At 62.0% G+C, this 23,826-nt stretch carries 22 protein-coding genes; 10 read left to right on the top strand and 12 right to left on the bottom strand.

Annotated features, from left to right (window positions below):
- Positions 1-144: 144 nt before the first annotated feature.
- Positions 145-2,616, bottom strand: a complete 2,472-nt coding sequence (locus SxD43FB_RS11815) for a strawberry notch-like NTP hydrolase domain-containing protein (protein WP_096062333.1) — start codon at positions 2,614-2,616, stop codon at positions 145-147.
- A 72-nt stretch (positions 2,617-2,688) separates the two neighbouring features.
- Entirely contained in the window at positions 2,689-3,585 is an 897-nt protein-coding gene (locus SxD43FB_RS11810; RefSeq protein WP_255245695.1) for a toprim domain-containing protein, read from the bottom strand.
- 125 nt (positions 3,586-3,710) lie between these two features.
- Between SxD43FB_RS11810 and SxD43FB_RS11805 the strand changes: the two genes are divergently transcribed.
- Positions 3,711-4,358, top strand: coding sequence for a lytic transglycosylase domain-containing protein (locus SxD43FB_RS11805; RefSeq protein ID WP_096062348.1), 648 nt, complete (start codon positions 3,711-3,713; stop codon positions 4,356-4,358).
- A 214-nt stretch (positions 4,359-4,572) separates the two neighbouring features.
- On the opposite strand, the gene SxD43FB_RS11800 is transcribed toward SxD43FB_RS11805, so the two are convergent.
- The 10 genes from SxD43FB_RS11800 to SxD43FB_RS11750 form a co-directional block, all read right to left on the bottom strand.
- A complete protein-coding gene (locus SxD43FB_RS11800; protein ID WP_096062347.1) occupies positions 4,573-5,775 on the bottom strand; it encodes an IS256 family transposase in 1,203 nt (400 codons plus the stop codon).
- A gap of 127 nt (positions 5,776-5,902) precedes the next feature.
- Positions 5,903-7,117 carry a tyrosine-type recombinase/integrase gene (locus SxD43FB_RS11795; RefSeq protein ID WP_141249504.1) on the bottom strand — a complete coding sequence of 405 codons (1,215 nt, stop codon included), beginning with the start codon at positions 7,115-7,117 and terminating at the stop codon, positions 5,903-5,905.
- Positions 7,118-8,791: 1,674 nt separating this feature from the next.
- Positions 8,792-9,142, bottom strand: coding sequence for a hypothetical protein (locus SxD43FB_RS25245; RefSeq protein ID WP_096062330.1), 351 nt, complete (start codon positions 9,140-9,142; stop codon positions 8,792-8,794).
- An 80-nt stretch (positions 9,143-9,222) separates the two neighbouring features.
- Positions 9,223-9,612, bottom strand: coding sequence for a hypothetical protein (locus tag SxD43FB_RS11780; protein ID WP_255245694.1), 390 nt, complete (start codon positions 9,610-9,612; stop codon positions 9,223-9,225).
- A gap of 143 nt (positions 9,613-9,755) precedes the next feature.
- Complete coding sequence (locus SxD43FB_RS11775) at positions 9,756-10,457, bottom strand: hypothetical protein (RefSeq protein ID WP_096062328.1); 702 nt, start codon at positions 10,455-10,457, stop codon at positions 9,756-9,758.
- A gap of 263 nt (positions 10,458-10,720) precedes the next feature.
- Positions 10,721-11,122, bottom strand: a complete 402-nt coding sequence (locus tag SxD43FB_RS11770; RefSeq protein ID WP_141249503.1) for a hypothetical protein — start codon at positions 11,120-11,122, stop codon at positions 10,721-10,723.
- Positions 11,123-11,297: 175 nt separating this feature from the next.
- Complete coding sequence (locus SxD43FB_RS11765; RefSeq protein ID WP_176482759.1) at positions 11,298-13,262, bottom strand: AAA family ATPase; 1,965 nt, start codon at positions 13,260-13,262, stop codon at positions 11,298-11,300.
- A gap of 203 nt (positions 13,263-13,465) precedes the next feature.
- Positions 13,466-13,720, bottom strand: coding sequence for a helix-turn-helix domain-containing protein (locus SxD43FB_RS11760; RefSeq protein ID WP_096062325.1), 255 nt, complete (start codon positions 13,718-13,720; stop codon positions 13,466-13,468).
- 440 nt (positions 13,721-14,160) lie between these two features.
- Positions 14,161-15,420, bottom strand: coding sequence for a site-specific integrase (locus SxD43FB_RS11755; protein ID WP_096062324.1), 1,260 nt, complete (start codon positions 15,418-15,420; stop codon positions 14,161-14,163).
- 302 nt (positions 15,421-15,722) lie between these two features.
- Complete coding sequence (locus tag SxD43FB_RS11750; protein WP_176482758.1) at positions 15,723-16,535, bottom strand: sterol desaturase family protein; 813 nt, start codon at positions 16,533-16,535, stop codon at positions 15,723-15,725.
- Between the two features lie 167 nt (positions 16,536-16,702).
- On the opposite strand from SxD43FB_RS11750, the gene rmuC reads away from it, so the two are divergent.
- The 9 genes from rmuC to SxD43FB_RS11710 all read left to right on the top strand — a co-directional run bounded on the left by rmuC (position 16,703) and on the right by SxD43FB_RS11710 (position 23,821).
- Positions 16,703-18,190, top strand: coding sequence for a DNA recombination protein RmuC (rmuC, locus tag SxD43FB_RS11745; RefSeq protein ID WP_096062322.1), 1,488 nt, complete (start codon positions 16,703-16,705; stop codon positions 18,188-18,190).
- Between the two features lie 95 nt (positions 18,191-18,285).
- Positions 18,286-18,459 (top strand): hypothetical protein, encoded by a 174-nt coding sequence (locus SxD43FB_RS25240; RefSeq protein ID WP_176482757.1) that lies wholly within the window; start codon positions 18,286-18,288, stop codon positions 18,457-18,459.
- A gap of 53 nt (positions 18,460-18,512) precedes the next feature.
- Positions 18,513-19,142: a nicotinate-nucleotide adenylyltransferase gene (locus tag SxD43FB_RS11740; RefSeq protein ID WP_037475966.1), complete on the top strand. Its 630-nt coding sequence runs from the start codon at positions 18,513-18,515 to the stop codon at positions 19,140-19,142.
- Between the two features lie 12 nt (positions 19,143-19,154).
- The gene (gene rsfS / locus SxD43FB_RS11735; protein WP_037475965.1) at positions 19,155-19,544 is read left to right on the top strand and encodes a ribosome silencing factor; all 390 of its coding nucleotides are present in this window, start codon (positions 19,155-19,157) and stop codon (positions 19,542-19,544) included.
- A gap of 41 nt (positions 19,545-19,585) precedes the next feature.
- Complete coding sequence (locus SxD43FB_RS11730) at positions 19,586-20,008, top strand: 23S rRNA (pseudouridine(1915)-N(3))-methyltransferase RlmH (protein WP_037475964.1); 423 nt, start codon at positions 19,586-19,588, stop codon at positions 20,006-20,008.
- 4 nt (positions 20,009-20,012) lie between these two features.
- Positions 20,013-21,248, top strand: coding sequence for a peptidoglycan DD-metalloendopeptidase family protein (locus tag SxD43FB_RS11725; RefSeq protein ID WP_255245693.1), 1,236 nt, complete (start codon positions 20,013-20,015; stop codon positions 21,246-21,248).
- 118 nt (positions 21,249-21,366) lie between these two features.
- Positions 21,367-22,719: a S41 family peptidase gene (locus tag SxD43FB_RS11720; RefSeq protein WP_096062321.1), complete on the top strand. Its 1,353-nt coding sequence runs from the start codon at positions 21,367-21,369 to the stop codon at positions 22,717-22,719.
- A 65-nt stretch (positions 22,720-22,784) separates the two neighbouring features.
- Positions 22,785-23,270, top strand: coding sequence for a disulfide bond formation protein B (locus SxD43FB_RS11715; protein WP_096062320.1), 486 nt, complete (start codon positions 22,785-22,787; stop codon positions 23,268-23,270).
- Entirely contained in the window at positions 23,267-23,821 is a 555-nt protein-coding gene (locus tag SxD43FB_RS11710) for a demethoxyubiquinone hydroxylase family protein (RefSeq protein WP_069065551.1), read from the top strand. The genes SxD43FB_RS11715 and SxD43FB_RS11710 overlap by 4 nt, the downstream gene beginning before the upstream one ends.
- Positions 23,822-23,826: the final 5 nt, after the last annotated feature.

The following is a 23,826-nucleotide window of genomic DNA, read 5'->3' as shown; positions in this document are numbered from 1 at the left end:
CAATCCTAACGGCCCCAGCATTCAACCTTGTCAGGCAATTATCTGGAGTGAAATCATGGAAAACCGAAGGAAACCTGCGCCTCCCGCCGCCACGCTCGACATAAACTGCGACTGCAAAGAATATGTCTAATGTTGAGCTCAACATTACACGTAGTCGCGGGGACTGAGATCGATTTCCAAGTCTTCGCGTTCCTCATCGGAAAGATCGGCAAGGCGGCGATCGAGCATGGCCTCAGCGGTCGAAACCAGCTGGACGACCGCGGCATGTCCATCCGCTAGCGCCGCGTCGATTGCCGGTATCAGGCTCGGCAACTTCATCGAGAGGAGGAGCTGGGCAAAGAAGCGCTGCTTGGTTCCCTCGAAAATCGACAGCGCGGCCGACTTGGCACCGCTGTTGAGCGTGTTGCCGCTGTCCTGATCGACGATGCGGGTTTCCTCGAGCGCCTCGCGCAGGTTGGTATGGATCACTGCCCAGGCCTCGGCGTAGGCATCGTAAACCGCGATCTGGCCCTCTGTGAGGCAATGCTCGAGGATGTCGTATTCGACGCCCGCGAAAGACAAGGCACGCGCGGTGTAGAGGCCGAGTGATTTGAGATCGCGCGCGACCAGTTCCATCGCAGCGATGCCGCCATCGCGGATATCGGCCACGAAAGCTTCGCGGTTGGCAAAGGCGGTCTCCGGCCCCCAGAGTCCCAGGCGCGTTGCATAGGCGAGGTTGTTGACGTCCGAGGCACCGGTCGCGGAGGCGTAGAGCACTCGGGCGCGGGGCAGCAGGTTCTGCAGGCGCACGCCGGCGATGCCCTGTTCCGAACCTTTGACACGGCCACGCGAACCCTCACCGCCGGCGGCATTGGCCATGGCGTGCGCTTCATCGAAGACGATCAGCCCGCCGAAATGTTCACCCGCCCATTCGATGATCTGGTCGAGACGCGTGGCATCGCTCCTGCCGGAGCGCAGGGTCGGATAGGTGACGAAGAGAATACCTTCCCGCATCGAAACCTTCGTGCCGAGCTTCCATTGACCGAGCGGCTGAATGTCGATGGGCAGGCCTCCCAAGGCCAACCAGTCGCGCCGTGCATCCTCCAACAGGGCTTCGTTCTTGGATATCCAGATATGGCGTTTCTCACCGCGCACCCAGCGGTCGAGAATGACGCTGGCGACCTGGCGCCCCTTCCCAGCCCCGGTGCCATCGCCGAGGAAGTATCCCATACGATAGGCATGACCTTCGGCGCTGGGTTTGAGGATGCAGCCTTTGTCTTCCGGCGCGAACCTGCCCGGAAGATCGCGCGCATGAGCACTGGCCGCATAGATCAGTGTTTCTGCCTGCGCCGAAGAGAGCAGTCCCTTGGCGATGACGCCAGAAGGCAGCAAGGGCACTTGTGTCGGGATTGGCGCGGTGATGGAACCCATGGCTACGGACTCGACGAGCGGTGTTGGATGATCGGCGGCATCCGGGATCAATATGCGGCTTGGCCGATAGGGCAGATAGTGCCCGACCTGCTCGGCGATCGGCGCGGGTTCGGTCAAGGCCTCGAAGGTGCATGGGACAATGTCCGTCGCGGCACTTGCGCGAGCAGGTGGAACTGGACGCAGGCTGATTCCGCCAGTTACGAGGCTCAGCAGAGCTCCCTGCGGCCTCGTCGGCATCTCCGCCGGGAACTGATCGGTCTCCCTCAGCGGAAGAGCATCGATGATGTCACACAGCCCGGAAAGCGTGGATGTGGTCGCCGCAACGGGATCGTTGCTCGGCAGGGTCTTGTCGAGGACGATAAGCCTGGTCGTGATCGAGGTGCCCGAGCGCACGAAAGCGCGTTCGATCCGGGCATTGAGGCGCACAGCGATAGGACCGGTCGTGCCCGAAACAAAGCGATGCAGATCGAACCACTCGGGCATCACAGCAACGAGCCTGCCGCCTGCCACCAGCCGCTTCCAGCCCGAGCGCAGGTGCCGGCCGCCCGTTCGCCCATCAGCCCCGCGCTCGACTCCATGCGAATAGGGCGGGTTCATGAGGACAACGCTGGGGGCAAGATTGGGATCGAGCAACTCGTCGATCAGCTCACCGTCATGGCCGGAAATTGCGGCTTCCGGAAACAGGCTGGCAAGGCATTCACGGCGGAGCGGCGAGATTTCATTCAAGGCAAGACGGGCACCAGCGGCCTCGGCCCACACCGCCAGCATCCCCGTGCCGGCAGATGGTTCGAGCGACACCTCGGATGCGCCGAAGGCGCAAGCGCGTGCAGCAAGCCAGGCCAGGTACGGCGGTGTGGCGAACTGCTGCAGTTCGATTTGCTCTTCGCTTCGCACAGTCTGGCTCGGCAACTGGGCTTCGAGCCGGTCAAAGACGTCCCTGGCTGTTTCGGACGGTGATGACGGACTGAGCTTCGAGTTCCCCTGCAACCAAAGGACTTGCGCGAATTCGAGCGCGGCATGGGCATCGCGGACCGACCAGCGGGCATCAGCATCGCTGCCGCCGAACTGCTCAGTCAGAACGGAGTTGAGGATGGGACGCGTGATGACCTCGCCGACATCAAGGCGGGCTGCGAGCGATCTTGCTGCCGTAAGGACCAAAGGCTCGGGTGAGATTGGAAAGGCAAACGCGGGTGACAAATTGGACATAGGACCTCCTGACGAGACCCAATCCGTTTGCAGGCCTCAAAAGCCCCAAAGCCCACTCTCCTCTGGACCTGCTCAGGCACCCGCCATGGCTCGCGCCGTCAGAACATCGTTCCAGTCATCGCCTTCCTTCCCGGGGCGCCTCGGCACGATCCGGCGCCCCTCACATTGATAAGCCTCGCGGGCGCGCTCTTCGGCGAGGTTGCCGCCGGCATCGTGATCGATGAACAGGTGGAGTTCGCGCACGCTTTCAGGAATGGTCACCAGGCCAAACCGCTCATTGCCGAGTGTCGCCCAACACGGGATCCCAAAGAGCTGCTGGGCTGAAAGCGCGCTTTCAATGCCCTCGGCTAGCCCGAGCCTGCCGCCGCGCGGCATGGCTAACCGGACAGCCCCGGAACCAAGACTACCCAGGGCGCGCTTTGGGCCATCGAAACGCGCAAGCCGGGAAGTCTTCGGCTCAAGGAATGTGCGGTGAAGCGCGAGTATGCCCTCATCGTTGCGAACAGCGGCGAGCATGGCAGGGATGAACCGGACTGCTCCCTTGGGACCAAGCGGTGTTCGAGCGTGGTAGCGCAGGTCTGGCGAGAACATCCTGATCTGGCGGCCCGAAAGATAGGTCTGTGCCGGGCTGTCCGACAAGGCCGAGGCCGCCCGCCAAAGTCTGAGGGCGTTCTGGTTGACGACGTCATCTCGGGTCAGCGGCGCAATCGGCTCCCCTCTCCCGTCGAAGAGTTCGGCTGCTTTGACGCCAATCCGGTCCAGGCTCGCCAGGACCGCCTCGTTCGAGCATCCGGCAAAGCAGTGGAACAGGATCGCGCGAACGCCGATGGTGACGCTGAGCGACGGCGTGCGATCATCATGTGCAGGACAACAGCACATTCCGCGTGACCGCGACCAGGTGCCATCAAGGGCTTCAACGATTTCTCGGGCACGCTTTTCCAGGCGTTCCGGCATTCGGGTACGGGGCATGGGCTATCTCCAGTCCAACATGCCTCCACCGCGCAGCCTCCGCTCTGCGCCCATTACAATGCGTTTTCCTACAACACATGTTCTTTATATGTTCTCAGATGATTCGGCTAGAGAAGGAATCGCCTGTGACCAGAAAACCTTTAGCGGCTGCGTTGATCGCAGCGAGTGTGTCCTTTGCTTCCATAGGGCTGGCGCAAGAAGTGCCTGCACCAGAACCACCCTTGCCCGGTGGTTATCGAGTCGATGAGAATGCCAGCGGGTTCCAACTTGTCACCCATGGGGTCTGGGCGGCGGCGGCAACTGGCCGTGAACCTGCCCGACCCGCCGTTGCGTCAGGCAACGCCCCCTTCCAACCACCGAAAACACGATCCGCGACGCCTGCTCCATCGGGGTTTCGCAGGGCCACCTACCTGCGGCACGTTTACGCCGCAGAGAATCGATACTCCCTTCCAACCGGGTTGCTCGATGCCCTCGTCTGGACCGAATCCCGATATAATCCCCTTGCAGTAAGCAAGGCTGGTGCAGCGGGTCTTGGCCAACTGATGCCCGGCACAGCGCGCGATCTGGGTGTGGCTAACCGTTTCGATCCGATTGCGAACATATCAGGAGCCGCGCGCTACTTGCGGCAGATGCTCGACAAGTTCGGAGTGGTGCATCTGGCTCTCGCTGCTTACAACGCAGGCCCCGGTGCAGTCGAACGTGCTGGGGGGATTCCGCTTAATGGCGAGACCCCCACCTATGTGCGAAATGTCATGCGGCATTGGCAATTCTGAACATTAAAGCTTCCCATGCGTCGCGAGAGGGAACAGCCTCAAAAGCTACCTAGGATGCTACCTGAAGCTTGAGGCCCTAACCTCTCGCCAACCTAACTCCTTGAGATAATCGTGCGCCCGGAACGATTCGATCGTCCGACCCTCAGAGATGATGTCCCAGGGCGTGGTGTAGCTGGGGTCGGTCCCCGCTTATTCCGGCGTCAGTGTGAGCCGGTCATGTTCCGGGCACTGCCGAGAGCATGATGATGGGATTATCGCTGAGCGGGGCCATGGTTTCAAGCGTCATGTAGCGAGCCCGCTGGACGGCCCATTCGTCGCTTTGTTCCATGAGGATGGCGCCGACGAGTCTGGTGATGGCCGCTTCGTTGGGGAAGATGCCGACGACGTCGGTCCGGCGCTTGATCTCGCCATTGAGGCGCTCGATGGGATTGGTGCTGTGGAGTTTGGCACGGTGCTCCCTGGGGAAGGTCATGTAAGCCAGCACGTCGGGCTCGGCATCGTCCATCAGCGCGGCGAGCTTGGGGAGCTTGGGCCGCATCTGGTCGGCGACGGCGCGCCACTGCTGGCTGGCCGCTTCGGCGGTCTCCTGCGCGAAGGCCGTGCCGATAAAGGCCGAGACGACCCGCCTGCCGCTCTTGCCGGCATGGGCGAGGATGTTGCGCATGAAGTGGACGCGGCAGCGCTGCCATGTCGCGCACAGCAGCTTGGAGACGGCGGCCTTGATGCCTTCATGGGCGTCCGAGATGACCAGCTTCACACCCCGCAGTCCCCGCCGGGCAAGCTTGCGCAGGAAGGCGGTCCAGAAGGGTTCGGCTTCCGAGGGGCCGATATCCATGCCGAGCACCTCGCGGCGGCCATCGCTGTTGACGCCGACCGCAACGATCACCGCGACCGAGACGATCCGGCCGTTCTGGCGGACCTTCACATAGGTGGCGTCGATCCACAGATAGGGCCAGTCGCCCTCGATCGGCCGGTCGAGGAAGGCATGAACGCGCTCGTCGATATCTTCGCACAGACGGCTGACCTGGCTCTTGGAGATGCCGTCCATGCCCAGCGCCTTGACCAGATCGTCGACCGAGCGCGTCGAGATGCCCTGGATATAGGCCTCCTGGATCACCGCGGTCAGTGCCTTCTCGGCCATCCGGCGCGGCTCGAGGAAGCCGGGGAAGTAGCTTCCCTTGCGTAGCTTCGGGATACGCAGCTCGACGGTCCCGGCCCGGGTCTGCCAGTCACGCTCACGGTGGCCATTGCGCTGGACGAGCCGGGCGGGTGACTTCTCGCCGTATGCCGCACCGGTCAGGCCGCCGACCTCCATCTCCATCAACCGCTCGGCGGCAAACGAGATCATGTCGCGCAAAATATCGGCGTCCGGGGTCTTCTCGACCAGCAAGCGCAGGTGCATCATGGGATCGGTCATCGTGGTTCCTTCCATCAGGTTCGAGTCTTCCAACCCAAACCTATCCGGAAATCACGGTGACCACCTCAACACCCAGCTACACCACGCCCTGGGACATCATCCCCTCAGATTCACAACAAGAGCTCGACTAGCGATCGAGTACCTCCACGGCCTTAAGCTTATGCTCAGGCGCAAGGTGGGCATATCGAAGGGTCATGGAGTAGTCGCTGTGGCCAAGGAGTTCGCGAACCGTGTTGAGATCGACACCTCCCATCACCAGCTTCGACGCAAAGTGGTGCCGCATGTCGTGCCAGCGGAAGTCGGTGATGGCCGCGTTTTTTAGGAGCCGGCGCCAGGATGTGTTGACCCGATCGAAGCGGTTCCCGTCGTCATTGACGAACAGCAGGCCTTCACGCCTCCCCGTCTGTTTGCGCCATGATGCGAGCACGACCGTCGCCTCTCTATTCAGTGGGATGTGGCGGGTCCGCTTCGATTTTGCGGTCGCCCCGCTCACTGTCAAAATGCGCCTGTCGATGTCGACGTTTTCCCAGCACAGATCAAACAGCTCACCGCGTCTGGCACCTGTATTGATCGACAGGAGGACCAGCGGTTTCAGATGGTCTGTGAATGCTACGTCACGAAGATCCGGCAGGAGTTCGTGCTCCCGCGACTTGCGCCAAGCATTGGCGGAATCACGCTCAGACCTGCGCCGCTCTTCCCTGGCATCCAACGCAGTGCGCAGGCGGTTTTCCTCTACCTCAGTCAGATATCGCACCTTTATGCGGTCATCCGTCCGAGCCTTTTTCACTTTCTCCAGCGGATTCCGATCGAGCACTTCCCAATCGACTGCGCGGTTAAGGCAAGCCTTGATCGATGAGATGTCACGATTGATCGTTTCGTGGCTAAGGCCCCGCTCCACTTGCCCGCCGCGCCACCGCTCAATGTCGAGCGCCGTGACAGCGTCCAGCTTTCGGCTGAGCAGTCCCTTGAATGCGGTCTTGAGCCGCGCGAGGTTCTGCACGTGAGCGCGTTGATTTGCGCGAGCCCATGTCGCGTAATCACCATCGAGAAAGGCTTCGAGCGTCGGAACCTCGATTGGCGGTTTCCGGGCCTCGGCGGGATCGATGCCTCGATAGAAGTCGGACATTATCGCTTGCGCAGCATCATTGGCTTCGGAGTATCCAACTGCATCCGCGCGCCCGAGCCAAATCCGCTTTCCGCGGGCGTACTCGCAGTACCAAGACTTTACTCCGCTTGGCGTGACTCTGAGTACCAGGCCCTTCAGTCGGGTGTCACGATAATCGATCTGCTTCCCGGTGACGGCGATCTTCTTTACGAAGTCACGGGTGAGTGCGACGCGCATAATCAGGTCCTTCGATCCAAAATCCCCGGTGGTGCACTGGTGGTGCAAATCCGTGGAACGAGCATGAACATAATAGGAACATTTGCACCATCAGCGCAAGCTACTCATTCCCGAAAAACTACGGTGTTTCTAAGAAAAATGCATATTTACATTTACTTATAGGAGGCGCTCTGGGCGCGTTTAATCGGGCTGGGGGTGTGGGGGTCGGAGGTTCGAATCCTCTCGTCCCGACCAAAATTACCAGCAAAAGCAATGGGTTAAGTAAGCGTCGCTGCATCTAGCAGCGACACCAATTAGCGTCGTCTAGCACATGTCTAACAGCGCCGCCGACAGCCTGCGACTTCTCGCGATTCCCCCTTCATCGCAGCACCTCACGCCCGGGGGCGCTACCAGCGTCCAGCACCAGAATCTTACTATGATCGCCTAAGACCGCTATTGTGGACACTAAGGCACTGGCGTCCCTTCGCCTAGAATGGGCACTCAGCAAGCACGTTTTCGCCACTAAAGGGCGAAAAAATCCGTAACTTCCAGCGCCCCGAAAGCCTCGGAGTATACTGCGAAACGAGCGCGACTGAGGACTTGCACATCTCAATTGCTTCCCGTGCATTGGTATCGATCCGAACGTCCACAGACGAATTCCAACCGCTAACGTCGCACTTACTGACTAGGTTTGTGGCCGTCATCGCTGAGCAAACACGATAGGCGTCATCGACCGCATCAGGCGCGCGCTCCTCCGATGGAGATGAACCACATGCCGCGAGCGAAGCCAGAAGCGTCATTGGCAGCACCAACCTTACTTTCGAATGTGTCAACCAAACTCCCCCCTGACCACGCCGCTTAACTCACAATAGTTGAAAGGTTGCGCCCCGCGAGTCAACTTGCCTTGGCAGCGGACGCCCCACTCATAGCAGCACCCCACGCCCGAAGGCGCAGGGTGCTGGCAGCGTCAGGCGGGAGAAGAACCCGTCCCCGCTGCTGGACCCGATGTTATGGCTCGGGGGTCGGTGTCCTTAACCCCGGCGCGGCGTCAAAATGGAACCGCCGCGCTATCTGAATCTGTCCTCGTCTCCCCTGCATCCTTGTGCGCCGCTGCACAGCCGCAAGCGCAGAACGTCCTCTGAGAAAAATGGGCGGCGGCACTTGAGGCAGCGATGCCAGCCCACTTTTCTGACCACACGGTCGGGAATATCCACATCCGTAACCGGCTCCCGGCGCACGCACCCGTCAAACGGCCAAGGCTCCGGCTCGATGATGCCAATGGCGGCAGCTTGTCCCTTCATGCGGAGCGCCACTAGGGGATCGCGCGGACGACCTGCCGGGTTCGGGCTGTTCATCCCCTTACGCCAGTTTGGATTGCCAGCAGGGCGCTTTGGTGCAGGCGCAGATGGAGCAGGTGGCGCAGGCCGGGGCTGACGCTGCTGCTCCTGCCACGCTAGTAGCCACGCGGGCGCACCGTCAGCGGGCATATGCAACACCCTCCCAACTGCGAAGGGCAGCGACCACCTCAACCATGTCGTCAGCGGCAAGCGCTCCGCTCTCCACCCCCGGCAACACCTCGCGCTCTACCCAAGCGTCAAACGAACCATACCAAAGCGAGATAAGCGACGGCTTCGGCTTCCCTGCATCCTCCAACCGCGCCATCCGCTTCTGCAATGCCCGGATGCCCGCCACTGGTTATTGCAGTCCGAAGCGCTGGCGCAGATCAAAGGGCAGGTCCGGCGCACCAGCACGGACGGGCAGCGGTTCAGGCACGGACACGGGCACGGGCGCGACGGGGTCAGGCTCCGCAGCGACCACGGGGACAGACACCGATACCGGATCGCAACCCATGCTCGCCAGAATTGCGCGGATGCGCGGTCCAGCTTCAAGGGCATGGGCGAACCAGAAGGCAGTGATTGCCTGCTCCTCCTCCATCGCAGCGAAGTGACGGGGTGCTAGTGCAGCGCGAATCTTCGCCCACTGGTCCCGCTCCATGCGGCGGCGCTCCGCCAGCGATATGTCAGCTTTCAAGTGCTTCGTCGTCATGCCGTGCCCCCACAATGGGATTGGTCGGGCGGGTCGTTCGCATCGCCGCCTTTTCCAACCGAAGTGCAAATAATTGCAGTTTACGCTCTGGCACCGCTCGCCGCCTCCAACACCGCAATCCGGGCCTCAAGGTCTTCTTGCATTCGCATCGAGCCGAGATTTGAGATGGCGTCGATGACCTGCCTGCCAATGTCAGCCGGGACGCTTCCATCCGCGATTGCCGCGATCACCATTTCCACCTGACGGGAAACAGGTGCCTCCGGGTCAAAATCAAATTCGACCGGGCGCGCCACAGCCTTGAGCGAGGGGGTGACACGGCTGAGAATCAAACTGGCGCTGTTGCTGTCGCCAGCAAGCGCCTTCTCAATGATTACGTCCAAAATCCCGTCCGCGTTCTCCAACATGCGTTGGACCAGCTTGGATTGGGCGGTGCTACCGGGGGGACGGCCCGCCGGGTTGGGACTTTTCATGCCCTTTACCCATTTGGGGTTCCCCGGCGGTCCTGGCGTCGGCTTCGGCTCCGGGGGTGGCGCTGGCTCCCAGCCTTGTCGCCACGGAGGGGTGAGATTCGGGTCCATGATAGAGCAGCCTCAAATCAATCTGATTGGATGGTTCAAACCACGAACGACTTTTCAGCCGCCGCCTTTGCGGCACGGAGCTTTTGAACCTTGGCCTGCTTTGCGCCCACAGCCTGTTCCATTTGACCGAAAAGCAAGCCTGCGCGTTCGCCGAGCAATTCAAGTCCCGCCTTCGCCGCCCGCAATTGCTTGGCAGCACGAGGGTTCGTCTTTTCGTGATGGAGCCGGATCAGCACGTTTTGCATCTCAGGGGTGATGCCGGACAGGTAGGGAACACCGCCCAGCACCGCGCCCACCGTGCGCTCGTCACCCGCTTCAATCGCATTGCGAATAAAGCCCATCTGCTGACCTTCAGGCAGCCCTTTGACGTAAGCGCGAATCTCCGCTGACATGGCACCGACGCCGCGCCCCTCAATGGGTTGGGACAGGTCGCGCTCAAGCCCTTCAATCACGCGGGTCAGACCAGCGCTGGCACTGTCGAAGCGCTTCGCAAGCTGTAGGGTCAGCTTGTCTGCAAAATCCGCCGTTTGGATGACCTGTTGCGCCTCGTTCCAAGTCGGATTGGTCTTGGCAGCTTCACGGGCATCGTGGACGCGCCCGACACCGATATAGGCTTCGGTGAACGCCGCCTCGGTCCCCGCAAGAACGCTGGCGGTATCATCGTCGTATGCGTCAATCGCGCGCACAGTATCGGGGTGGAAAGACGGGGTGACGCGGGTGTCGATATTATCGGACATTTATAGAACTCCAATGTCGGATGCTGCTAGACATTGGCTACAGGCTAGGGATGTCGCTTGCATCGACACAAGCGAAAAATATTTAATAACAATCGCTTAGTTCAATTCGACAGCGACAGGCCGTGACATGCTATATGTGCGGGTCGGCGGAACTATTGCTGGCGCGGCAGCGATTTGGGGCGATTACAGCCCCGGCGCGCGTGCGCTGGCATATGGGTGGCGACGGACACCGTTTCGCGCACCAGTGCCCGGCGCAACCGCGCCTATGCCGCGAGCACCAGTGCCCGCGCCTGCGCTGCCCGCCGCATTTCCCGGTCCAACATCAGCACAGCGAACAACTGGTCCAAGAACTCCTTGAGTTGGTATGGCATGAACGGGTTGTCCGTATAGACCTTGGGGTCCCACGCCTCGCCGCGCTCAAATAGGTCAATCAATTCAAATGTAATCTTGCCGAGCTTCACGGCGGGCAGTTCGCCCTCCACGAAGAACAGCGATGCCTCGTTAGGAAGATTCCCAGCACCGGGAGACAGGCTGAATGAGGTAATGCTCAAATTCCAAGACGGGGAATGGCGCACATACCATTGCCCAAGCTGGCCAACACGGTTGAGCATGGTCAGGAACTGGCCCGGTTCAACCGGGTAATGATACCTATTTTCGTTAGTCACTTTCATTCTCCTTACAACATGATGCGATGCGGTGGCGCGGGCAGGCTACGGGCGGGCGCGTATGCAGGGGCGCGCAGGTCGGGTGGTAAACTCGGGGAAGTGGGGTCGGTGGTGGCCTAAGGGCTTGGTTTTGCTCACTCACCCCAGTTTCCCCACTATACCCCCCCCCCCCACTTTACCCCTTTTGTGCAGGAGGCTCTTTCGGTCGGCACCTCCAAGTTCCATCCGGGTTTTGCTTGTCTAGATGGTCTGCGCTGTGCTTGTTCCACCAACTCTCCGACACGACGCCCTCGCGCACGGCGGTCCACTTCACTTCGTCGACGGTTAGCCATGTGCCCGCAGGCTTGTTGGCGAACAGGCCCTTCAGCCACATTGCGAATTGGGGTTCCTGCCTACTCTTGGGACCGCGTGCAGGCCCCACGGCGGTCTTCGGCGTCAGCGCCGTATCCAGTTCATCCCAACTTGGGCGAGTGGCCGTGATGGGCTTGCCGTTTCGTTCGTCGGTGCCCACCGTCACCTTCTCGGTGCTGAACTTCCACGCACCACCCGGATGCTCGGGCAGGTTCACCTTCACTTGGATCATCGCCTTCTCGTGCGGACCCGGTTCGTATTCCTCGGTCGCGGGAGGCTCGATGACCGCGCACAGGCTGCGACAGGTCTGCGCGAACGCCGCTGAACCCATGACGCGGTGCAACATGGCGCGGCTGGTATCTTTTGCGAAATGCGTCACGCAAACGATAGCGATGTTATGTTCTTGCGCCAGGCGCAACCAAGGTTCGAGGATTGTGCGAAGCTGCCCAGCATCGGAGAGGTCCACCTTCCGCAGCTTCTGCCCCGGCAGGTAGCTGGTCACCGGGTCAATGACGAGCATGGCGAACGGCAACCCTTCCGCCCGTGCCGACCGGAGCCATTCGCTAACCGCTTCCAAGTCGTCCTGCATGGAGAAGGTGTTGCGCTTCCCCTGTTGAGTCACACCCTGAATCTCAATCACATTCTCAAGGTTGGCACCGCACGCCATCAGGCGCGGGACCGTCATTTCCTCGATGCTGTCCTCGCTGCCAAGCCACAACACCCGTTCCGGTTTCCGCCATGCGTCCGGGCACTCATACTCACCGGGCCAAGGCTTGCCGGTGGTAATGCGGGCGGTAATATCGCCAATGACCGTGGACTTGCCCGCCCCGGTTTCGCCAGCGAACAGCGTGATATAGCCCTTGGGAATCCAGCCAACCCAAAGCCATTCAATGGACCGCGCGGCGACCCCAGCGAGCGAGCGTCCAACGAGCTTGCGTGCAGGAGACGGGGATCCGAGGTCGATTGTGACGGTATCGGGCTGCGCCGCATTGCTGGCGGGGTTCACCCACCCGTGTTTCTGCGCCTCCGCAAAGACCGCTCGGTAGCCGGTGTCGCGTGGCTCAAAACCGGCCCACTTCCGCTCCGCCTTCTTCGGGTCGAACTTTTCGGAGGTGGCAGACCACTGCAACCAGAGGCCTCGCCCGGTGTCGCCAAGCTCCTTCAGAGCCAACCCCATGCGATACCAAACGTCATATTCGTCGGCGCGCATATGGAACAGCGCTGAGCGAAGTTCCGTTACCACCTTGGCATCGACGCAGACCTGCTCCGTGCTGGCAGACGCGGTGCGCCCAATGCCGTGACGGGGCGCAAGCACCTGTTCGACATGCCCCGCAAGGCAGACTAGCCCACCGTCTCGAATGGGCCATTCTGTGACGGTGAAATATCGCCCAGCGGCATAAGCCTCAATGCCCGTGCCGTTGGAACCTAGCGTGACGAAGTGCCGTCCATATCCAATTGCATGAGCGCCGCTCCCACTGGGGCTCCTCTCAACATATCCGGGGACGGTGTTCGCTAGGTCGGCAAGCCCCTTTTCCTGCACATGGTCAAAGTCGATACCCTGCCAATGCCCGCCAGTCCCGTCCGGTCCAAGTGCGAAGCCAAGGTGCCAACCGGGGTGGGCGGCAAGCGTGCCCTTCGCCTCATCGTAGCTGGCTAGCTGGGCAAGGTCGTCTGGACTGTCCAGCACGCCATGCCGCTTCTGACCATTGATATAGTGCGGCACCTTGTCTGGGCTGGCGACCAACCAACGGCGCTGCGCCTGCATGACGCTCATCACCGAGTCAGACATTGAATGCGCCCCTCCGGGTATGAGGGGATTCCAGCCCGTCGCCATCAACATCGGGCCAAGATTTACGCGGCCACCAAAATTGCCAAAAATGCGCCGGGGCTGGACGACCTTCGTGAAGGCCGTGTAAATTGCTGGTGTTCATTCGATACTCCAGCGGCAGGGTTCGCGCCCTGCCGTTTTCATGACGGAAAGGTCGGGAGGGGTCAGGCTGCCGCCTGTTCGCTGGTGCTGTAACGGGCACCTGCCGCCAGCCACGCGAGAACGTCGCGCTCCGCATAACGGATGATACGCGAACCGGGCGGGCTGAAATGGCGCAGCGGAACGCCGCGCGTGCGGTAGCCCTCCAGCGTGTCAACCGACAGCGCGAGAATCTCAGCCGTTTCTTTAGGGTCGAGGGGCCGTCCCTTGGGGACGTAATTGAACAGCTCACAGAGCTGGTCGAAAGACATATTCGTCATAGTCGAGCCTCATCACAAGACCGACTATTAAATCGGGTATATTGCCAGCCGCGACCGCAAAGCGGTGGGTTCGGTAACAGTCCATCAAAGATGAACCGGAAGCGGCTGGTGCTTATCCAACTATGGATTAGCTATGAAAGTTACCTTATGCTGCACGCTGCCGCGCGTGCAAGCACTATTTATTACGCATAAGCACATGCTTATTGCCATGTTCCATCTTGGAACACTCGCAGAATTTTTGATCTTCAAAACCGAGGGAGGGGTGATACCACAAGTAGCCCTCTCGACCGATTTTGCCGGAAATGCGCGATTTTGCGGGGCTGGCTACCCGACCTTCGCATAGGGGCCGCTACAGGGGCGATCGTGGTGCCACCCACCCCTACCCGGCGGCGCAATGGCGCCAGCGCTGTAGCCCCGGCGCAGCGGCGAAATACGGTGCATCACGCACGGAGAGCCACCACGTTTGCGCCGCTCGCCTTCGCCGCCTGCTGCTCAATCCAATCGCTGATTTGCTGGGTAAATGGCAGCAGATACTGAAGCTTCTGCGTGCGGGCATAGTGCTTCAATGTGATCGACTGCGGCCTATGGTTGGTCAGCAATTCCATCTTGTAGAGGTCGATGTCCAGCGTTGCCGCGCCCGTCGAAACATAAGTGCGTCGCAAATCGTGAGCCGAAATGGGCTGGTCGATTAGCTTGGCGATGCGCTCCAGCGGGGCACGGGTGTCGGTGACAAAGCCGCCCTTCCCGCGTGATGGGAAGCAATAGGGGCTGGCATCGTTGTCATCGTCCTTGGGCTTCCGTGCCCGGAGCAGTTCAACCGCCTGCGACGACAGCGGGAGCCAAACCGGATTGCCGTTCTTGGTGTTTGGCAGGTGGAACCATGCTTCATCCAGATTGACGTTACGCCACTCAAGGCTTGCCGCCTCTGACCTGCGGCAACCTGTGAGCATCAAAAATCGCACAAGGTCGATACCGGCAAGAGCGTCTTGATTCTTGGGATGTGCCCGCATTTCCGTGAGCAGGTTCCACGCTGCGCCGACATGCTTCTCGTCAATGTCGCGGGTGCGCGCCTTGAACCCCGGCCAGTCACCTTTCATTGCGGCGACCGGGTTATGGGTAAGGAGCGGCGTCCCGTCAGCGCGCTTATACCGGCGCATGGCGAAGTTAATCAGGACGGAAAGCGTCGTCATGGCAATCTGCGCCTGACCCGGTGCCGGGGTGCCGCGCAGCCCCTTGGTCGCCATCTCGGTATAGCGCTTCCGCACGTCCGCCTCGGTGATGGACGCGATGGGCTTGTCCTTCCATGCGGCGAACACCTGCTCAACGTGGCGGTTCTTCTCCACAATGGTCGTTTCCCGCAACATGCCGGGCCGCTCGTAGAAATATGCGTCCGCCACCTCGCGCAATGTCACCTTGGTAGCGGCGTCCTCCTTCTGCGCGTCACGGGGGTCGATGCCGTCCCGCATCTGCTGCAACACCTTCTGCGCCTTCTTGCGCGCCGTGTCCTCCGTATAGGTGCCGTAATTGCCGATGGTGAATTGGACTTGCTTCCCCTTCACCCGACCCATGACCATGAACACCCGCTTGCCCGTCGAGGTGACGCGCAATCCATATCCGCGCACCGCGTCATCCCAGTGCATTTCATACGCAGATACTGGAGGCTTCACCTTATCAATGAAGCTTTTTGTGAGTTTCACCATGACAAACCTCGTCTAGCAAGTTTCTAACACGTAAATACGTGCTACGACATGCGGCCACCGGCTTGCAAGTAATTCAATTTTTCATCTTAATGAGCATTTACAGGTCATTGCGTGCAACTACCGGCAACTAAGGATTTACTTGTCCCATACTGGGGGTGTGGGGGTCGGAGGTTCGAATCCTCTCGTCCCGACCAAGATTTTCGAGCATGTACAATGGGTTGCACGGGCAGCGAAAGCTGCCCGTTTCCGTTTGTGCGCGCCATGTAAGAGGCATGTAAGAATTGGGGGCGAACGCCCGATGTCTATCGCAGCTTCCTAAGCTGCAAGTCCTGCCGCGCCCGCACCGAGGCGCGCCTTTGCCGCCAGATTTGTACCGGTTTCCCAAGATAATCGAAGATCGTTCGCGGAGGAGAAACACCCTTGAGCCCCACATCGGGGTGCTCTTGCTCGCTCGGGAAATAGGCCGTACCGAACAACTGATCCCATATCGTGAAAATCGGCGCAAAGTTGTGGTCGAAATGCCTCTCCTCCATGCTGTGATGAATACGATGGAAGCGGCCATCCACAACGATCCATCGCAGCGGTCCTAAATGGACACGCGTGGGAGAATGCACAAAAAACGTCCAAAAGGAGATAGCCAGCATGGCGAGCACCGGCATGGCGACCGAATCTAAGCCCAGGAGGCTGAATGGCACCGCCTTAAACAGAAATTGGCTAATCGCCTGAAGAGGGTGGCCGTAAGCGTTAGCCCCGTGCAGTTCGGTCGGCGAATGGTGCACTGCGTGAATGGACCAAATGAACCGATGTTCAAATCTATGTTCCCAATAATTCGCGAAATCGTACATCAAAATCAGCACGACGACCTGAAGTGGACGGGAAAGCCCAGTCAGGTCCAAAATAGGCGATACGTCGAGCATATTCCACAGAGCCATAAGCGGCGGCAATATGATCCCGGCGAGTACAGGAAGAAGAAGGACAAACAAAACACCGGGAAAGCGGTCGGCGAGCGTGTATCGCTCTCGCTGGGAGATCAGCTCGACCGCTATGCAGAGCGTCAAAGCTAAAAGACTCGGCACCGCTAGCCAGGCATACCTCGCCGCGATATCCAAAATCATATTGCAAAATCCTGCTGGGTTGACACTGTCGCGATCATAAGAAGAAGCTTCTACGAAAGAATTAATCCAACACCTCGCTGGTAGCCAAAGCTGGCTCCCCCCCATCACCCCTTGCCCCCACCCCTTCCCCCCGCTAAGTTCCCTTTTCGTTCTGCAAAGGGAAATTTATGGACAGCCTTTCCGCCCTCCTGATTCTGGTCGCGCTGCTTGTCGGGCTGGCGGCGGGGTGGCTGTTGCGCGGGCGGATGCTGGCACCGTTGGCGGCGGAGAAGGCGGACCTTGCCGCGCGGCTCGAACTGGCCAGCACGCAGCGCAATGGCGCGATTGCCGAACTGGCGGTAGAGCAGGAGAGGGTGACGCAGGCCCATGCACAGATCGCCCGGCTCGACGCCGCGCAGGTCGCGTCGGCGCAGCGGATCGACGCGATCCAGGCCAGCGCGCAGCAGCGGTTCGAGGCAGCGCAGGCCGAGCGCGAGGCGGCGCTGCGCGAACTCGCGGCGCTCCAGTCCGACACGCAGGCGCGCACCGAAGCCTTCGAAGCGCAGATTGCCGCGCTCAAGGACGCCAAGGAACAGCTTTCCGCCCAGTTCAGCGAGATTGGCGGCAAGCTGCTGGGTGAAGCGCAAAAGACGTTTCTCGACCGCGCCGATCAACGTTTTGCGCAGGCGAACGAGAAGAGCGAGGCGCAATTGAAGACGCTGCTCTCGCCCGTCGAAACCACGCTCAAACGTTATGAGGAGGGATTGCAGCGGGTCGAGAAGGACCGTGTCGGCAGCTACGCCGAACTGCGCGAAGCGGTACAACAGGTGCATTTGGGCCAAGGGCAGGTGCGCGAAGAGACCGCCAAGCTGGTCAACGCGCTGCGCGCTGCGCCCAAGACGCGCGGCCGCTGGGGCGAACAGCAGTTCAAGAATCTGATCGAGGCCGCTGGCCTGTCGGCCCATGTCGATTTCAGCGAGGAAGTGTCGGTCACGGTGGAAGACGGCCGGTTGCGGCCCGACTTCATCATCAACCTGCCCGGCGACCAGCAGATGGTGGTCGACGTCAAATGCTCGCTCGTCGCCTATCTGAACGCTGTCGATCAGGTCGATTCGGCGCTGCGCGACGCCCATATGGCTGACCATGCCCGCGCGATGCGAACCCATGCCGACGCACTGGGGCGCAAGGCTTATTGGGAACAGTTCGACAAAGCGCCCGACTTCGTCATCATGTATGTGCCGGGGGACAATTTCGTCACCGCCGCGCTTGAAGCGGACATGGACCTTTGGGAGCGCGCCGCGCGCAATCGCGTCATCATCTGCGGCCCGTCCACCTTCCTGCCGCTCGCCCGGACGCTTGCAAGCCAATGGCGGCAAGCGAAATTGCAGGATCAGGCGCGCGAAGTCGCCGAACTGGGCAAGCAGCTTTACGAACGCCTCGCCGCCGCCGCAGGATCGCTCAAGAAGTTGGGCAATCGGCTCCATGGCGCGGTCGGGGATTATAACGCCTTCGTCGGCAGTTTCGAGGGTCGGGTGCTGGTGACGGGCCGTAAACTGCGCGACCTCAATATCGAGACCGGCGGCAAGGAATTGGACGAGCTTGGCCCGGTCGAGGCGCTGGTCCGCGAGCCCGCATCACCCGAAGCGCTGCGCGCCCTGCCCGACGCAGCGGAATAGCGCCACGGAACCAACCACCCTCCGCCTGCGTCTCTTTCATGAAGCCTTGAAAATCAAAGCCGTAAGGGTTGAGAGACAAGGGTCGGAGACTATCCATGTGGAAGCGATTGATCTTTAGGCGTGCGCCGCCGTCGCGCGCGGTGCCTGTCGAACCGGACATGCCACGTCGGCCGAGACAGGTTGAAGCCGATCATCCCTTTGCCGACCTCATCGCCAAACTGGATCGCATCCCCTATCCCATGCCGCATAAGGCGGCGCTCAGCTGCTAAGGCGCGCTGCCCGTCTCTTGCCCCCCTGCTTCTCCGCTGGCATGGCAAGAGCCATGACAAAGATCGGCCTGCTAGGCGGCTCCTTCAATCCCGCCCATGGCGGCCATCGCGCCATATCGCTGTTCGCGGCCAAGGCGCTTGGCCTGGACGAAGTCTGGTGGCTCGTTTCGCCTGGCAATCCGCTCAAGCCGCGCGCGGGCATGGCCCCCCTCCCCGCCCGGCTGGCCCACGCCCAGCAGATCGCCCGCCGCGCACCGATTCGCGCAACCTCGATCGAGGCGCGGCTTGGCACCCGCTACACCATCGACACGTTGCGCGCCGTCACTCGCCGCTACCCCAAAAACCGCTTCATCTGGCTGATGGGGGCCGATAATCTGGCGCAATTTGGCGATTGGCGCGACTGGCGCGGCATCGCCCGGCAAATGCCCATTGCCGTAATCGCCCGTCCAGGCTATGATAGCGCTGCCTATGGCTCTGCGGCCATGAGCTGGCTGCGGCGCTTCGTCCGGTCCCCGCGCCAGAGTGCAGACTGGACGAATTGGAGACCACCGGCGCTCGTGCTTTTGCGCTTTCGCCCTGATCCAAGATCGGCGACCCTGCTTCGGCAGGCGGACCCCCTCTGGCATCGCGAATATGAAACATCGTGTGCGCGAGATCCGCTCACGCGCCGGTTAGTGATCTAGAATGGAGCCTTTTTGACCAGACCCCACCCCGCCAACGACACGGCCGCATCGGCCGATAGCGTGGCCGCCCTGCACGCCCTCGTCATGCAGTCGCTCGACGACGACCAGGCGCAGGAAACCATCTCCATCCCCCTGGAAGGCAAGAGCAGCATCGCCGATTATATGGTGATCGCGAGCGGCCGTTCGTCGCGTCAGGTCGCGGCGATCGCCCAGCATCTGGCCGAACGGATCAAGAAGGAAACCGGCCGTTCGGCACGGGTCGAAGGGCTGCCGGTCGCCGACTGGGTGCTGATCGACGCGGGCGACGTGATCGTCCATCTCTTCAAGCCCGAAGTGCGCAGCTTCTACAATCTGGAACGCATGTGGGGCTTTGTCGATGCACCGGTTGCAGGGACAGCCTGAACCCTTCGACAGCCGAGTGACGACGGACTAGGAGGAGCGCCATGCTCCTCCACATCATCGCGCGCGGGAAAATAGGGCGAACGCCCGAAGCCGATCTGGTCGACCGCTATGCCAGGCGGTTGACCATGCCGCACAAGATCACCGAAATGCCCGACCGGGGCGGCAAGCTGCCGCCTGCCGCGCCCGGCACTGTAACGGTGATGCTCGATGAAAAAGGGCGGCAGCTTGGCTCGATGGAGTTCGCCCGGCGGCTGGAAGGCTGGCGCGACGCGGGCACCCGCGAATGCCGCTTCCTGATCGGCGCGGCGGATGGATTCGACGACGCCGACCGGGCCAATGCCGACCTGCTGATCGCATTCGGCGCGATGACCTGGCCGCATATGATGGCCCGCGCGATGCTGGCCGAACAATTGTGGCGCGCCTGCTCCATCCTTGCCAACCACCCCTATCATCGCGAAGGGTAGCGGCGTGAAACGGGGGGCGATCATCACCGGCGGGCTGCTCGCCCTTGTAGCGCTGGCCGCCACGCGCTTGCCCGCGGCCGACGATGCCGCGATCATTCTGCCCGGCACTGCAGGCACCACGCTGGCGCAGGAACAGGCCGCGCTCAAGGCCGCCCGCCGCCAGTCCGACGAAGCGCGCGATCGCTCCGCCCGGCTGGAGCAACAGGCCAGCGCGGCGCGCGACGACGCCGAGCAGGCGCGCCGCCGCGCCGCCGCCACCGCCGCGCGTATCCAGCAGGCCGAGGCCGATATTCAAGCGGCACAGGCCCGCATCGCCATCATCGCCCGCATGCAGCGTGCCCAGGCGGCGCGGCTGGCGGCGCGGCAGGAGCCGGTTGTGCGCCTGACCGCCGCACTGCAGATGATGGCCCGCCGCCCGCTGGCGCTGGCGCTGGTGCAGCCCGGATCGGTGACCGACGCGGTCCATATGCGCGCAGTGCTGGGGCAGATCTTGCCGGTCATCCAGCAACGCACAGCCGGGCTGCGCGCCGAACTTGCCCGCAGTCGCGCCCTGCGCGCGACCGCGCAGCAGGCCGCCGGTGCGCTGACCCAGGCGCAGGCCGACCGCCGCGAACGCCAGGCGGCACTCGCCGCGCTGGAGGCACAAAAGCGCGTCGCCGCGCGCGACTATCGCGCCAATGCAGGCCTTGAAAGCGAACGCGCGCTGGCGCTGGGCGAACGGGCGCGCGACATTGTCGATCTGATGGACAGGCTGGAGGAAGCAGGCGACCTGCGCGAACGGCTCGCCGCCCTCCCCGGCCCGCTGCTTCGCCCCGCCCGCCCGGATCAGACGGGCACACCCGCACCCGAAACAGCCCGCGCAGCAGGCGGGCCGCCGCCCTACCGCCTGCCCGTCATCGGCCAACTCGTGACCGGCATGGGCGAAGTGAATGACGGCGGCGTGCGATCACGCGGCCTCAGCCTCGTCACACAGCCCGGCGCCCAGACCGTCGCGCCGACCGCAGGGCGCGTTGCCTTTGCTGGCCCCTATCGCGGCTATGGCCAGATCCTCATCATCGACCATGGCCAGGGCTGGACTACCCTGATCACCGGCCTCCACCGCGTCACCGCACAGGTCGGCGATACGGTGCGTCAGGGCGACCCCGTCGGCATCACCGGCCAGGGCCGCCCGACGGTGACGATTGAACTACGCCGCAACGGCCGTCCGGTGGACATCGTGCCGCTAGTGGGCTTGGGGTGACAAAACTCCCATTAACCCGACGCTCATCGATACTGCGCGACATTGGTCGAAGCGCGCTTTTGCGTCGGAACGCGAATCGGCTTATGACGGGACGATGATGCCGGAATCAAGGATGCCCATGAAATCGACCTTTCTCCATGGCGCGCTTGCGCTTGGGGCGCTTGCGCTCATTCCCGCCGCCACCGCGACCTTCGCGGCGGGGGAAGCATCGAGCTACAAGGCGCTCGATGAATTCATGGACGTGTTCCAGAAGGTCCGCAGCGATTATGTCGAAAAGGTCGACGATGAAAAGCTGATCAAGGGCGCGATCGACGGGATGCTGGCCAGCCTCGATCCGCACAGCAGCTTCCTCGACGCGCGCGATTTCCAGAATCTGCGCACCCAGACCGAGGGCAGCTATGGCGGCCTTGGCCTGTCGGTCACGCAGGAAGATGGCGCGGTCAAGGTCATCGCACCGACGCAGGACACCCCGGCCTGGCGCGCGGGTATCAAGGCCGGCGACTATATCACCCATATCGATGGACAACTCATCTATGGCGGCACGCTGGACGAAGCGGTCGACAAGATGCGTGGTGCGCCGGGCACCGCGCTCAAGCTGACCATCGTGCGCGCGGGCCGCGACAAGCCGATCGACCTGACGCTGACGCGCGAGATCATTCAGTTGAAGCCCGTCAAATGGGAAGTGAAGAATAATATCGGCGTCATCAACATCGTCAGCTTCTCGGCCAATACCGGGGCCGACGTGCGCCAGGCGATCCGCAGCATCGACAAATCGCTCGGCCACAAGCCCACCGGCTATGTCCTCGACATGCGCTCCAATCCGGGCGGATTGCTGGACGAAGCGGTGGCCGTCAGCGACATTTTCCTGGAACGCGGCGAAATCGTGTCGCAGCGCGGCCGGGCCAAGGGCGATGTCGAGCGCTATTATGCCAAGCCCGGTGACGACGCCAAGGGCTTGCCGGTGATCGTGTTGGTGGACGCAGGCTCGGCCTCCGCCTCCGAAATCGTCGCAGGCGCCTTGCAGGACCAGCATCGCGGCCTGGTGATGGGCGAACGCAGCTTCGGCAAGGGCAGCGTGCAGACGATGCTGCCGCTCAGCAACACCAGCGCGCTCAAGCTGACCACCGCGCGCTATTATACGCCATCGGGTCGCAGCGTGCAGGAAGGCGGCATCCAGCCCGACATCCGCGTGCCGCAATTGTCCGATCCCGATTACAAGAACCGGCCGAAATATCGCGAAAGCGACCTGCGCCGTCATCTGATCAACGAGATCAAGACCGACGATAAGGCGCTGGAAGAAGATGCGAAGGACGATCCGCGCTTCACCATGACGGCCGAGGAGCTGAAAAAGCAGGGCGTCGAGGATTTCCAACTCGACTATGCGCTCAAAACGATCGCGCGCCTTGCCAGCACGCCAGGCGCGACGATCGCCCAGGCGCAGGTCGCGGCACGCAAGCCGGGGGCGAAGTAACGCGCGCCTGGCTGGGCACGCAAGTTCAGCATGACGAAAGGTGCGGGCGTGTCTAAGTGGGGGTGATGAGCAGACTCCCCCTTGCCCGCGCCCTCGCGCTGTTGCTGCCCGTCGCCCTGTTGGGCGGCGCCTACGCCTCCCAATATATTGGCGGTCTGCACCCGTGCGAAATGTGCTGGTGGCAGCGTTATCCGCATATAGCGGCGATCCCGCTCGCCTTGCTGGCCTTCGTGACGAAGGCGACGCCCCGGACCAGCGCTGCCTTCATCGCACTCGCCGCCATGGCCATTGCGGTCAGCGGTGGCATCGGCCTGTTTCATGCCGGGGTCGAATATGGCTGGTGGGAGGGTCTGACCGCCTGCTCCACTACCCCGACCGGCGGCAGCGCGTCGGACATATTGACCCAGATCATGGCGACGCCGATCACCCGCTGCGACGTTGCGCCATGGAGCCTGCTGGGCATCTCGCTCGCAGGCTATAATGGCCTCTTGTCGCTGGGTGGCGCGGTCGCCATCTTGGCACTGCTAAGCAAGAAGGGACGTCACGCATGAGCGGATCGAACGACTTTCCCCGTCCCGGCCAGCGCTTGCCCGATGGCGCGCGCGACTCCATGCTGCGTGTCGATCAGGCAGGCGAATATGGCGCGACCCGCATCTATGCCGGGCAGTTGGCGGTGATGGGCGACCGCCACCCCTATGCCCGCATCATCGCGGGCATGGCCGCGCAGGAGGAACGGCATCGCGCGACGTTCGACGCCATGATCGCCCGGCGCGGCGTGCGCCCCACGGCCTTGTCGCCGATCTGGAATGTCGCAGGCTTCGCGCTTGGTGCCGTCACTGCCGCGATCGGCCCGAAAGCCGCCATGGCCTGCACTGCCGCCATCGAAACCGAGATCGACCGCCATTATGCCGAGCAGTTGGAGCAGATCGGCACCGATGATGCGGAACTCTCCGAGGCCATCGCGGATTTCCAGGCAGAGGAAGTCGAGCATCGTGACGCCGCGCTGGCGCATGGCGCGGAACAGGCACCGGCCTACCCCCTGTTATCTGGCGCGATCCGTCTGGGATGCCGGGCCGCCATCGCGCTGTCGAAGCGCATCTGAAAAGG

The sequence above is a fragment of the Sphingobium sp. D43FB genome (assembly GCF_002312805.1).
In the GTDB taxonomy this organism is placed as follows: Bacteria; Pseudomonadota; Alphaproteobacteria; order Sphingomonadales; family Sphingomonadaceae; genus Sphingobium.
Note: the sequence above shows the minus strand (reverse complement) of the source record. Positions and strands in the feature narration are given on the sequence as shown.

Coding starts and splice junctions, on each gene's coding strand:
- SxD43FB_RS11775 (WP_096062328.1), bottom strand. CDS start 10,457: ATGTCCGATAATATCGACACCCGCGTCACCCCGTCTTTCCACCCCGAT.
- SxD43FB_RS11795 (WP_141249504.1), bottom strand. CDS start 7,117: ATGCGCGTCGCACTCACCCGTGACTTCGTAAAGAAGATCGCCGTCACC.
- SxD43FB_RS11815 (WP_096062333.1), bottom strand. CDS start 2,616: ATGTCCAATTTGTCACCCGCGTTTGCCTTTCCAATCTCACCCGAGCCT.
- rmuC (WP_096062322.1), top strand. CDS start 16,703: ATGGACAGCCTTTCCGCCCTCCTGATTCTGGTCGCGCTGCTTGTCGGG.
- SxD43FB_RS11760 (WP_096062325.1), bottom strand. CDS start 13,720: ATGACGAATATGTCTTTCGACCAGCTCTGTGAGCTGTTCAATTACGTC.
- SxD43FB_RS11710 (WP_069065551.1), top strand. CDS start 23,267: ATGAGCGGATCGAACGACTTTCCCCGTCCCGGCCAGCGCTTGCCCGAT.
- SxD43FB_RS11780 (WP_255245694.1), bottom strand. CDS start 9,612: ATGAAAAGTCCCAACCCGGCGGGCCGTCCCCCCGGTAGCACCGCCCAA.
- SxD43FB_RS11720 (WP_096062321.1), top strand. CDS start 21,367: ATGAAATCGACCTTTCTCCATGGCGCGCTTGCGCTTGGGGCGCTTGCG.
- SxD43FB_RS11730 (WP_037475964.1), top strand. CDS start 19,586: ATGCTCCTCCACATCATCGCGCGCGGGAAAATAGGGCGAACGCCCGAA.
- SxD43FB_RS11800 (WP_096062347.1), bottom strand. CDS start 5,775: ATGACCGATCCCATGATGCACCTGCGCTTGCTGGTCGAGAAGACCCCG.
- SxD43FB_RS11810 (WP_255245695.1), bottom strand. CDS start 3,585: ATGCCCCGTACCCGAATGCCGGAACGCCTGGAAAAGCGTGCCCGAGAA.
- SxD43FB_RS25245 (WP_096062330.1), bottom strand. CDS start 9,142: ATGACGACGAAGCACTTGAAAGCTGACATATCGCTGGCGGAGCGCCGC.
- SxD43FB_RS11740 (WP_037475966.1), top strand. CDS start 18,513: ATGACAAAGATCGGCCTGCTAGGCGGCTCCTTCAATCCCGCCCATGGC.
- SxD43FB_RS11750 (WP_176482758.1), bottom strand. CDS start 16,535: ATGATTTTGGATATCGCGGCGAGGTATGCCTGGCTAGCGGTGCCGAGT.
- SxD43FB_RS11755 (WP_096062324.1), bottom strand. CDS start 15,420: ATGGTGAAACTCACAAAAAGCTTCATTGATAAGGTGAAGCCTCCAGTA.
- SxD43FB_RS25240 (WP_176482757.1), top strand. CDS start 18,286: ATGTGGAAGCGATTGATCTTTAGGCGTGCGCCGCCGTCGCGCGCGGTG.
- SxD43FB_RS11715 (WP_096062320.1), top strand. CDS start 22,785: ATGAGCAGACTCCCCCTTGCCCGCGCCCTCGCGCTGTTGCTGCCCGTC.
- SxD43FB_RS11765 (WP_176482759.1), bottom strand. CDS start 13,262: ATGTCTGACTCGGTGATGAGCGTCATGCAGGCGCAGCGCCGTTGGTTG.